The sequence below is a fragment of the Pseudomonas alcaligenes genome (genome assembly GCF_041729615.1).
Lineage (GTDB): Bacteria > Pseudomonadota > Gammaproteobacteria > Pseudomonadales > Pseudomonadaceae > Aquipseudomonas > Aquipseudomonas alcaligenes_B.
In genome coordinates this window covers 1,271,210-1,281,930 of sequence record NZ_CP154874.1, presented here as the reverse complement: position 1 = coordinate 1,281,930, position 10,721 = coordinate 1,271,210, and the positions used below count along the sequence as shown (strand labels likewise).

General features: G+C 66.0%; 11 protein-coding genes. 5 read left to right on the top strand and 6 right to left on the bottom strand.

Features of this window, described 5'->3' with window-relative positions; all coding sequences use genetic code 11:
* The first annotated feature begins 31 nt into the window (after positions 1–31).
* Positions 32–334, top strand: coding sequence for a ribbon-helix-helix domain-containing protein (locus tag AAG092_RS06130; protein WP_373388974.1), 303 nt, complete (start codon positions 32–34; stop codon positions 332–334).
* 53 nt (positions 335–387) lie between these two features.
* On the opposite strand, the gene rhlB is transcribed toward AAG092_RS06130, so the two are convergent.
* The 4 genes from rhlB to AAG092_RS06110 all read right to left on the bottom strand — a co-directional run bounded on the left by rhlB (position 388) and on the right by AAG092_RS06110 (position 4,987).
* Entirely contained in the window at positions 388–1,797 is a 1,410-nt protein-coding gene (gene rhlB / locus AAG092_RS06125) for an ATP-dependent RNA helicase RhlB (protein ID WP_110681017.1), read from the bottom strand.
* Between the two features lie 92 nt (positions 1,798–1,889).
* Positions 1,890–3,050 (bottom strand): dipeptidase, encoded by a 1,161-nt coding sequence (locus tag AAG092_RS06120; RefSeq protein WP_373388973.1) that lies wholly within the window; start codon positions 3,048–3,050, stop codon positions 1,890–1,892.
* Between the two features lie 96 nt (positions 3,051–3,146).
* Positions 3,147–4,085, bottom strand: a complete 939-nt coding sequence (locus AAG092_RS06115) for a GGDEF domain-containing protein (RefSeq protein ID WP_110681019.1) — start codon at positions 4,083–4,085, stop codon at positions 3,147–3,149.
* Positions 4,086–4,327: 242 nt separating this feature from the next.
* Positions 4,328–4,987, bottom strand: coding sequence for an alpha/beta hydrolase (locus tag AAG092_RS06110; RefSeq protein WP_373388972.1), 660 nt, complete (start codon positions 4,985–4,987; stop codon positions 4,328–4,330).
* 392 nt (positions 4,988–5,379) lie between these two features.
* Here AAG092_RS06110 and AAG092_RS06105 point away from each other — a divergent pair, with 392 nt between their 5' ends.
* The 4 genes from AAG092_RS06105 to AAG092_RS06090 all read left to right on the top strand — a co-directional run bounded on the left by AAG092_RS06105 (position 5,380) and on the right by AAG092_RS06090 (position 9,573).
* On the top strand, positions 5,380–6,408 hold the full coding sequence (locus AAG092_RS06105; RefSeq protein ID WP_110681021.1) for an amino acid ABC transporter substrate-binding protein: 1,029 nt from the start codon (positions 5,380–5,382) through the stop codon (positions 6,406–6,408).
* A 98-nt stretch (positions 6,409–6,506) separates the two neighbouring features.
* On the top strand, positions 6,507–7,691 hold the full coding sequence (locus AAG092_RS06100; protein ID WP_110681022.1) for an amino acid ABC transporter permease: 1,185 nt from the start codon (positions 6,507–6,509) through the stop codon (positions 7,689–7,691).
* Positions 7,692–7,701: 10 nt separating this feature from the next.
* Positions 7,702–8,799 carry an amino acid ABC transporter permease gene (locus AAG092_RS06095; protein WP_373388971.1) on the top strand — a complete coding sequence of 366 codons (1,098 nt, stop codon included), beginning with the start codon at positions 7,702–7,704 and terminating at the stop codon, positions 8,797–8,799.
* 12 nt (positions 8,800–8,811) lie between these two features.
* Positions 8,812–9,573 (top strand): amino acid ABC transporter ATP-binding protein, encoded by a 762-nt coding sequence (locus AAG092_RS06090; protein WP_373388970.1) that lies wholly within the window; start codon positions 8,812–8,814, stop codon positions 9,571–9,573.
* Positions 9,574–9,631: 58 nt separating this feature from the next.
* Here the strand turns inward: AAG092_RS06090 and AAG092_RS06085 are convergent, their stop codons facing one another.
* Positions 9,632–9,937: a YkgJ family cysteine cluster protein gene (locus AAG092_RS06085; protein WP_110681025.1), complete on the bottom strand. Its 306-nt coding sequence runs from the start codon at positions 9,935–9,937 to the stop codon at positions 9,632–9,634.
* 58 nt (positions 9,938–9,995) lie between these two features.
* Positions 9,996–10,463, bottom strand: coding sequence for a glycine zipper 2TM domain-containing protein (locus tag AAG092_RS06080; protein ID WP_373388969.1), 468 nt, complete (start codon positions 10,461–10,463; stop codon positions 9,996–9,998).
* Positions 10,464–10,721 lie beyond the last annotated feature (258 nt).

The window sequence follows — 10,721 nt, the reverse complement described above, 5'->3', positions numbered from 1 at the left end:
GGCCGACGCGCAGCAGATTCGGGAGCAGGCGATGTGTGAGCTGTATGTGAAGGCCGATCCTATCCTCTACGAGTCGCGCTCGCGCTCCCTGCGCATCCGCGGGGTGGTCACCACCCTGCGCCTGGAGAACCAGTTCTGGGACATCCTGCGCGAGATCGCCGAGGTCGACGGCATGACCACCAACCAGCTGATCACCAAGCTGTACGAGGAGGTCATGGACTACCGCGGCGAAGTGGTCAACTTCGCTTCCTTCCTGCGCGTCAGCTGCACGCGCTTCCTGACGCAGCGCCCGCAGCGCAGCGCCGAGGTGCTCAGTCTGGTGCAGTCGCGCTAGGCTGGCGCGCACAAAAAAGCCCGCATCGAGCGGGCTTTTTCTTGGGCTGCCGATCAGTGCTTGCGCGGCACCGGCTTGAGCAGTTCTTCCGGCGGCATCTCGCAGGTGATCTTGCGCCCGAGCAGCTCCTCGATCGGTGGCAGGGCGAAGGCGTCGTCCTCGCCGGCGAAGCTGATCGAGGTACCGCTGGCACCGGCGCGACCGGTGCGGCCGATGCGGTGCACGTAGTCGTCCGGCACTTCCGGCAGGGTGAAGTTGATCACGTGGCTGATGGCATCGACGTGGATGCCGCGGCCGGCCACGTCGGTGGCCACCAGCACGCGGATCTTGCCCTCGCGGAAGCCTTCCAGGGTCTTGATCCGCTTGTGCTGCGGCACGTCGCCGGACATCTGTGCAGCGCTGACGCCATCGCGCACCAGCTTCTCCTCGATGCGCCGTACCTCGTCGCGGCGGTTGGCGAACACCATCACCCGCTGCCAGTCGTTCTGCGTCACCAGGTTGTACAGCAGCTTGTACTTGTCCTTGCTGGACACGGCGTAGACGTGCTGCTCGACGGTGTCGCTGGCGACGTTCTCCGGCTCGATCTCGACGATCGCCGGGTTGACCGTCCACTGCCGCGCCAGGTTCATCACATCTTCGGTGAAGGTGGCGGAGAACAGCAGGGTCTGGCGCTCGCCCTTCATCGGGGTCTGGCGGATGATCTGGCGTACCTGGGGGATGAAGCCCATGTCGAGCATGCGGTCGGCCTCGTCCAGCACCATCACCTCGACCATGTCCAGGTGCACCTCGCCGCGCTGGTTGAAGTCCAACAGGCGGCCCGGGGTGGCCACCAGGATGTCGCAGTAGCGCGACTCCAGCTGCTTGAGCTGCTTGTCGAAGTCCATGCCGCCGACGAAGCTCATCACGTTGAGGCCGGTGTACTTGGTCAGGGCCTGGGCGTCCTTGGCGATCTGCACCACCAGCTCGCGGGTTGGCGCGATGATCAGTGCGCGCGGCTCGCCCATGTAGCGTTCCTTGGGCGGCGGGGTCTGCAGCAGCTGGGTGATGGTCGAGATGAGGAAGGCGGCGGTCTTGCCGGTGCCGGTCTGGGCGCGGCCGATGGCGTCCTTGCCCTTGAGGGTGTGGCCGAGGACCTGGGCCTGGATCGGGGTGCAGTAGGGAAAGCCCAGGTCGTGGATGGCGTGCATCAGCTCGGGGGCCAGCTTGAAGTCGTGGAAGCGGGTCTTGCCTTCGGCGGGTTCGACCACGAAGTCTTCCAGCTTCCAGGTATCCACCGGCTTGGCCGGGCGCTCCTGGCGCGGCTTGTCGTTGCGTGCCTTCTTCTCGCGCGGCTTGGTCGCCGGCTTGGGCTGTTCGGCGCGGGGTTCGCGGGCGGCAGCCGGCTGGCTGGCGGGGGTGGAGCTGGTTGGGGTGGGCTGCTCGGCATCGCCCTTGCTGAAGATTTTCTTGAGTGCTTTGAGCACGGGCCGGTCTCGTATTGGTTAAGGAATGAACGCCGGCCAGTGTAATGCAAGAAGCCCGCGCGGCGAAGAGCCGGGCGGGCTGCGCGCGGGGCTCAGTCGGGCAGGCTGGCCAGCAGCAGGTCGCGCACGTTGCCGCCCATGATGGCGGCGATCTCGGCCTCGCTGAAGCCGGCCTTCTGCAGGCCCTCGGTGATCTGCGCCAGGCCGGTGCTGTCGAAGGGCGTGTGCACCGTGCCATTGAAGTCCGAGCCCAGCGCCACGTGGGCCACGCCGACCTTGTCCGCCGTGTAGCGGATGGCGCGGACGATGGCGTCGACCGAGGTCGCGCAGACCGCGGCGTCCCAGTAGCCGATGCCGATCACCCCGCCGCTGGCGGCGATGCGCTTGAGGTGTTCGTCGCTGAGGTTGCGCGGCCCCGGGCAGGTGCCGGCCACGCCGGTGTGGGAGACCAGCAGCGGGCGCCTGGCGACGGCCAGGACTTCATCGATCAGCGCCTTGGAGGCGTGGGCCAGGTCGATCAGCATGCGCTTCTCCTCCAGGCGCGCGACGACCTGGCGGCCCAGCGGGGTCAGCCCGCCTTTCTCCAGGCCATGGGCCGAGCCGCCGACCTCGTTGTCGAAGAAGTGGGTCAGGCCGGCGATGCGAAAGCCGGCGTCATACAGGCGGTCGATGTTCTCCAGCTTACCCTCGATGGGATGCAGGCCCTCGGTGGCGAGCAGGGCGGCGACCCGCTGCGGGTCCTGCTGCCAGGCCTGCAGGAAGGCCTGCAGGTCGCCACGGCTGCGTACCAGCACCAGTTGCCCCGCGCTGCCGGCGGCGGCCTGCTCCAGCTTGCCGGCCTGGTACAGAGCGCGTTGCAGCAGGCTGTCCCAGGTCGCCCGCGGCCAGCGCTGGGCCATGGCCAACAGGGTGATGTTGTCGGTATCGCTGGGGTTGCTCTGGTAGTTGATGCCGCGCGGGGTCTTGGTCACGGTGGAGAACACCTGCAGGCCGACGTGGCCTTCGAGCAGGCGCGGCAGGTCGGAGTGGCCGTAGTCGTGGCGCTGCAGCAGGTCGCGTTGCCAGAGCAGGGCGTCGTCGTGCAGGTCGGCGACGAACAGGCGCCGATGCAGTTCCTCTGCCTTGTCGCTGGCGGGGTAGGGGGCGGGATTGGCCACGCTGTTCATCTGGCGGTCGAGCAGGCCGGGCAGGGTGAAGAAGACGCCGGCGCCGACGGGGACGAGGAGCAGCAGGGCGAGCAGCAGCTTGCGCATGAGGGGCATCCATTCATTGTTGTTATGCCGCGACTCTAACAAGCCGATGCAGTGCAGGGCGATGAGGCGGCCGATTCGCCGGGGGATTTGGCCGGGTCAGCCGAACAGGCAGTTGCGCCCCTGCTGCTTGGCCTTGTACAGCGCCGCGTCGGCCCGCGCGATCAGGCCTTCCAGACCATCCTTGGGCTGCATCTGGGCCATGCCGATGGACACGGTGAGGCCGGGCAGGACGCCCACCGGCGAGTAGAACGAGGTGACCTGTTCCAGGCTCAGGCGCAGGCGCTCGCCGATGGTGCGGGCCTCCTCGGCGTTGAGTTCCGGCAGGAGGATGACGAATTCCTCGCCGCCATAGCGCACCATGCTGTCCTTGGGCCGCAGCTGGTTGCGCAGGGTGTGCGCCACCAGGCACAGGGCGTAATCGCCGGCCAGATGGCCGTGCTGGTCGTTGTAGGCCTTGAAGTGATCGACGTCGAGCATGAGCATGCACAGCGGCTGGCCATTGAAGGCGCAGCGAGTGCTTTCGCGCTCGTACACGTGCTCCAGCCAGCGCCGATTGAAACAGCCGGTGAGGGTGTCGAGGTTGGCGCTCTGCTCGCTGTCGAGGATGATCCGGTTGCCCTGGCGAACTCGGTCGCAGAGCAGCTCCAGCAGGTTCTGCATCAGCTCCGGCGACTGCTCGAACAGCTTGACCAGCGACTCGCGGTGCAGGCGCAGTATCAGCGAGGGGCGCGTGGCCACCACATAGGCGGAGGGGCGGTCGTTGTCGATGAAGCTGATCTCGCCGGCGCAGTCGCCCGGTGACAGGGTGCTCACCGCCTGGTTGTCGAGGGAGCCGAGGTAGACCTTAAGCTCGCCTTCCAACAGGACGTAGAGGTGCTGGTTGCGGTTGAACGGTGACAGGAGAATCTCGCCGGCTTCCAGTTCGCAAGCACGAAATTCCCCGAGCAGCTTTTGCAGGCTGCTGGCGGCGACGTTCTGGAACAGTCGCGATTGACGGATCTGCTGCAGATCCTGCGGCCAGTGGGCGTTTTTCATCGGTGCAATGAATAACCTGTCCGGCTGCGTCTGTTTGCTGGCATCGCTAACACTCCCTGTCGTGGGGCGAGCACCATTTCTGACCTTATTCCCAGGAATAAGGCCTAGGCAATCCTTGACCCCGGCCTGCCCGACCAGCGGTCAAAGGTGGCGAATGACGCCGCCCGAAGCGTCATTCGCCTGACTGGGCAGGCTTCACTTGGCGCGCCCGTTGCGCGGGGTGACGATGCCTTGACGCAGGCTCAGCTGGCCAGGCGCTGGTGCAGCCAGGCGGCGATGTCCTGGATTTCCTCCAGCACCACCTCGTGGCCCATGGGGTATTCATTCCAGGCCACCGGCACGCCATGGGCGGCCAGTGCGTCATGGGCGGCGCGGCCCATGAAGGGCGGCACCACCTCGTCCTGGCTGCCGTGCAGGCAGAGCACCGGCAGGGTCAGGCGGGCGGCGTCCAGCTGCAGGTTCTCGGTGAAGGTCGGGGCGTAGGTAGAGAGCGCCAGCAGCCCGCCCAGCGGTCCCTGCCAGCTCAGGAAGGCGGTATGGAAGACCACCGCGCCGCCCTGGGAAAAACCGGCCAGGATGATCCGCGCCGGGTCGATGCCGCCGTCGCGCTGCGCCTCGATGAGATCGATCACCACCTGTGCCGAGGCTTCCATCTGCGGCCTGTCGATGGCCCGCGCCGGGCTCATGGCGAGGATGTCGTACCAGCTGGGCATGGACCAGCCGCCATTGATGGTCACCGGCCGGGTCGGCGCCTGCGGCAGCACGAAGCGGGTGCCCGGCAGCGTCTGCTGGAGCATCTGCGCCACCGGCTCGAAGTCGTAACGGTCGGCGCCCAGGCCGTGTAACCAGATGACGCAGGAGTCGGCGGCGAGGGTGGGTTCGAGTATCAGGGCTTCGTGCATGCTTGCTCCAGGTTGGTGCGCTGACGCCTCCCCCGAGGGCGGCGTGAAATTGTTGTCGGTTGAATCAGTTAAGAAGATGTCGCGTCGGTAAAACTTTGCCTATTGACCCTCGTTAAAAACCGTTCGGTCAGGAAACTGGTACGGCCCTTGCTGTAGCGAACGGGTCCGGCGGGGGCCGCCTCTGGAGCGGAAAGCCGGACGATCTGCTGCGTCTCAATCCCGTATGACCTGCGGGGCGGAGTGGGTGATTCGCCGGTCCGCGGATCGGCATCTAGACTCACTTCAGGTTCGCACCCCGGTTGATCCCGCCATGGTGGCGGGATCGAACGTGCCTCACAAGGGTACGGCGGCAGGACCGAGACTCGACCAAACAAGAACACTTGGAGGTTTTGATGAAGATGGTGAAATCCACCCTGGCGGTATTGACCACGGCTGCGGTGCTCGGCGTGAGCGGTTTCGCTCAGGCCGGTGCGACCCTGGATGCGGTGCAGAAGAAAGGCTTCGTGCAGTGCGGTATCAGCGACGGCTTGCCCGGTTTCTCCTACGCCGATGCCAAGGGCAACTACATGGGCATCGACGTGGATGTTTGCCGTGCCGTGGCCGCTGCCGTGTTCGGCGACGCCTCCAAGGTCAAGTACAGCCCGCTGACCGCCAAGGAGCGCTTCACCGCGCTGCAATCCGGCGAAGTCGACATGCTGTCGCGCAACACCACCTGGACCAGCTCGCGCGACGCGGCCATGGGCCTGAACTTCACCGGCGTGACCTACTACGACGGTCAGGGCTTCCTGGTGAACAAGAAGCTCGGCGTTTCCAGCGCCAAGGAACTGGACGGCGCCACCGTGTGCATCCAGGCCGGTACCACCACCGAGCTGAACCTGGCCGACTACTTCCGCGCCAATGGCCTGAAGTACACCCCCATCACCTACGACACCTCCGACGAGAGCGCCAAGTCGCTGGAGTCCGGCCGTTGCGACGTGCTGACCTCCGACCAGTCGCAACTGTACGCCCAGCGCATCAAGCTGGCTGCGCCGGACGACTACGTGGTGCTGCCGGAAGTGATCTCCAAGGAGCCGCTCGGCCCGGCCGTGCGCCAGGGTGACGAGGAGTGGTTCGACATCGTGCGCTGGAGCCTGTACGCCCAGCTCAACGCCGAGGAACTGGGCGTGACTTCCGCCAACGTGGAAGAAATGGCCAAGTCCACCAAGAACCCCGACATCGCCCGCCTGCTGGGCGCCGAGGGTGACTTCGGCAAGGATCTGAAACTGCCGAAGGACTGGGCCGTGCAGATCATCAAGCAAGTCGGCAACTACGGTGAAATCTTCGATCGCAACGTCGGTGCCGGCAGCGAGCTGAAGATCGAGCGTGGTCTCAATGCCCTGTGGAACAAGGGTGGTCTGCAGTACGCGCCGCCGGTGCGTTGACCGCCATGCCATCGCCCCCAGTCGCGGGGCGATGGTGTTCCTGATTCCATGAACTCCGCGCCGCCGATTCGGGGCGCGGAGCTTCCATGAGGGCCGTTATGCAAAATCCCCCCATTCCCTCGCGCCCGCGCTCATCGGTCTGGACCGATCCGCAGGTGCGCGCCTGGCTGTTCCAGATCATCGCCGTGGTCGCCGTGGTGGCCGTCGGCTGGTACCTGTTCCACAACACCCAGAGCAACCTGGCCCAGCGCGGCATCCTGTCCGGCTTCGGCTTCCTCGACAACAGCGCCGGCTTCGGCATCTCCCAGCACCTGATCGACTACACCGAGAGCGACACCTACGGGCGCGTCTTCGTCATAGGTCTGCTGAACACCCTGCTGGTGTCGGCGATCGGCATCGTGCTGGCGACCATCCTCGGTTTCATCCTTGGCGTGGCGCGGCTGTCGCCCAACTGGTTGATCAGCAAGCTGGCCACCGTCTATATCGAGACCTTCCGCAACATCCCGCCGCTGCTGCAGATCTTCTTCTGGTACTTCGCGGTGTTCCTGCCGCTGCCCGGTCCGCGGCAGAGCCTGAGCATCAACGACACCTTCTTCCTCAGCAACCGCGGCCTGAACATGCCGTCGCCGGCCATTGCCGAGGGCTTCTGGCCCTTCCTTATCGCCCTGGTCGTGGCGCTGGTGGCGATCTTCTTCCTCGCCCGCTGGGCGCGGCAGCGTTTCGAGGCATCCGGGCAGACCTTCCCGACCCTGATCAGCAGCCTGGTGCTGCTGTTTGGCCTGCCGGCGCTGGCCATGCTGGTGTTCGGCGATCCCTTCCACTGGACGCTGCCCGAACTCAAGGGCTTCAACTTCACCGGCGGTTGGGTGCTGATCCCCGAGCTGATGGCGTTGACCCTGGCGCTGACCATCTACACCGCCGCCTTCATCGCCGAGAACGTACGCTCCGGCATCCAGGCGGTCAGCCATGGCCAGACCGAGGCGGCGCGCTCGCTGGGCCTGCCGGCCGGCAAGACCCTGCGCCTGGTGATCATTCCGCAGGCCCTGCGGGTGATCATCCCGCCGCTGACCAGCCAGTACCTGAACATCACCAAGAACTCGTCGCTGGCCGCGGGCATCGGCTACCCGGACATGGTCTCGCTGTTCGCCGGTACCACCCTCAACCAGACCGGTCAGGCCATCGAGGTCATCGCCATCACCATGAGCGTGTACCTGGCCATCAGCATCAGCATTTCCATCCTGATGAACTGGTACAACAAGCGCATCGCGCTGATCGAGCGGTAAGGAGAAGCGCATGGAAGTCCATCAATTCCGTCCCAGTCTGCCGCCGCCGCGCATGAGCGTGGGTGTGATCGGCTGGCTGCGGGCCAATCTGTTTTCCAACTGGTTCAACACCCTGCTGACCCTGCTGGCCATCTACCTGGTCTGGCTCATAGTGCCGCCGCTGCTGCAGTGGGCGCTGTTCCAGGCCGACTGGAGCGGCACCACCCGCGCCGACTGCACCAGCGAGGGCGCCTGCTGGGTGTTCATCAAGGAGCGCTTCAGCCAGTTCATGTACGGCTTCTACCCGGAAGAGCTGCGCTGGCGCGTGGATCTGACCGTGTGGCTGGCGGTGATCGGCGCGGCGCCGCTGTTCGTGCCGATGATGCCGCGCAAGGCCCTGTATGGCCTGGCGTTCCTGGTGGCCTACCCGCTGCTGGCCTTCTGGCTGCTGCATGGTGGCTTCCTCGGCCTGAGCGAGGTGGAGACCAGCCAGTGGGGCGGCCTGATGCTGACCCTGGTGATCGCCGCCGTCGGCATCGCCGGTGCGCTGCCGCTGGGCATCCTGCTGGCCCTCGGCCGACGCTCGAAGATGCCGGCGATCCGGGTGATCTGCGTGACCTTCATCGAGTTCTGGCGCGGCGTGCCGCTGATCACCGTGCTGTTCATGTCCTCGGTGATGCTGCCGCTGTTCCTGCCGGAAGGCCTGAGCTTCGACAAGCTGCTGCGCGCGCTGATCGGGGTGATCCTGTTCCAGTCCGCCTACATCGCCGAAGTGGTGCGTGGCGGCCTGCAGGCCATCCCCAAGGGCCAGTACGAGGCGGCCGCGGCCATGGGCCTGGGCTACTGGCGGATGATGGGCCTGGTGATCCTGCCGCAGGCGCTCAAGCTGGTGATCCCGGGCATCGTCAACACCTTCATCGCCCTGTTCAAGGACACCAGTCTGGTGATCATCATCGGCCTGTTCGACCTGCTCAACAGCATCAAGCAAGCCACCACCGACCCGACCTGGTTGGGCATGGCCACCGAGGGCTACGTGTTCGCCGCCCTGGTGTTCTGGATCTTCTGTTTCGGCATGTCCCGCTACTCCATGCACCTGGAGCACAAGCTGGACACCGGCCACAAGCGTTAGGAGTCATAGAGCATGACCGAAGTTAAGAAAGAAGCCGCGGCCGAGCCGATCATCCGCCTGCAGGGCGTGAACAAGTGGTACGGCCAGTTCCATGTACTGAAGGACATCAACCTCGACGTGCAGCAGGGCGAGCGCATCGTGCTCTGCGGCCCGTCCGGCTCCGGCAAGTCCACCACCATCCGCTGCATCAACCGCCTGGAGGAGCACCAGCAGGGGCGCATCGTCGTCGATGGCACCGAGCTGACCAGCGACCTCAAGCACATCGAGGCGATCCGCAGCGAAGTGGGCATGGTGTTCCAGCACTTCAACCTGTTCCCGCACCTGACCGTGCTGCAGAACTGCACCCTGGCGCCGATGTGGGTACGCAAGATGCCCAAGCGCAAGGCCGAAGAGATCGCCATGCACTTCCTCGAGCGCGTGCGCATCCCCGAGCAGGCGCACAAGTACCCGGGCCAGCTCTCCGGCGGCCAGCAGCAGCGCGTGGCGATTGCCCGTGCGCTGTGCATGAAGCCGAAGATCATGCTGTTCGACGAGCCGACCTCGGCGCTCGACCCGGAAATGGTCAAGGAGGTGCTGGACACCATGATCGGCCTGGCCGAGGACGGCATGACCATGCTTTGCGTGACCCACGAGATGGGCTTCGCCCGCACCGTGGCGAACCGGGTGATCTTCATGGACCGTGGCGAGATCGTCGAGCAGAACGAGCCCAACGCCTTCTTCGACAACCCGCAGAACGAGCGCACCAAGCTGTTCCTCGGGCAGATACTGCACTGAGGCGCAGCCGCAACGAACAAGGGAGCCGCAGGGCTCCCTTTTTTGTCGGCGGACGACTTCAGCGGTAGATGGTGGACATCCCCCGGCGCTCGTCCTGGCACTCGGCCGAGCCCATCTCGAACTCGCGGCAGATCAGCGGGCGCACCTCGTAGATGGTGCAGCGCATGTTGTCGCGATCCAGCGCCGCGCACCAGCCGTCGTCCAGGCGGCGCATCACCTCGCCGCCCCAGGCGTCGGTGGCGATGAAGCGCTCTGGCACGCCGGTGTCGCTGATCAGCATGACCTCCAGCTGGCAGCAGCAGGCCGCGCAGTTGCTGCAGCTGAGGTCGCTGGCGGGAAGTTGCAGGTGGGGAATGCTATTCATGGCCGCGCAGTCTACGGCAGGGCGTCCCCGCGCGCTTGCCCGGCCGACCGCTGCCCTGTCACAGCACCACCCGGCTGGCGCCGTTGACCGTGGTGATACGCACCCGGTCGCCGAGGCGCAACGGCTGGGCCGGGTCGACCTCCTGCACATAGGCGCGCAGGCTGCCGTCGTCCTCGCGCACGGTGATCTCCACGCCCTGGCGGCGGGTCAGGCCTTCCTCCGCCGCCGCCCCGGCCATGCCGCCGGCGACGCCGCCGAGCACGGTGGCGATGGTGCTGCCGCGCCCGCCACCGATGCCGCTGCCGGCGATACCGCCGACCGCGGCACCGGCCAGCGCGCCGATCGGCGTGCGGGTGCCCTCGATCTGCACCGGGCGCAGGGACTCGACGGTGCCCAGGCGCACCGTCTGCACGGCGCGGGCATCGGCCCGCGAGTAGGTGGAGCCATTGAGGTTGGAGGCACAGCCGCCCAGCAGCAGGGCGGCGCTCAGGGTGGCAGTCAGCAGCAGGGTCGGGAAGCGTTGCATGGCTAGGTCCTCGTGGACATCTTCAAGATGGCTACAGGTTACGAGGAGGTCGCTGAACGCCGGCTGAACCCTGGCTGAACCAGAGCTGAACGACTCGATAGTGGTGCTGCATATGCTTCAGACAGCGCTTTGCTGAGGCGAATACAAAGGTCTCAGGCGTGCCGATTCCCCGTCAGGAGGCCGAGTGGATGGGGCGCACAGGGGGACGCGAGGCAGGGCGCCGAGCGAGGAGCGAAGGGACAGGGACTTCCCTTCGTG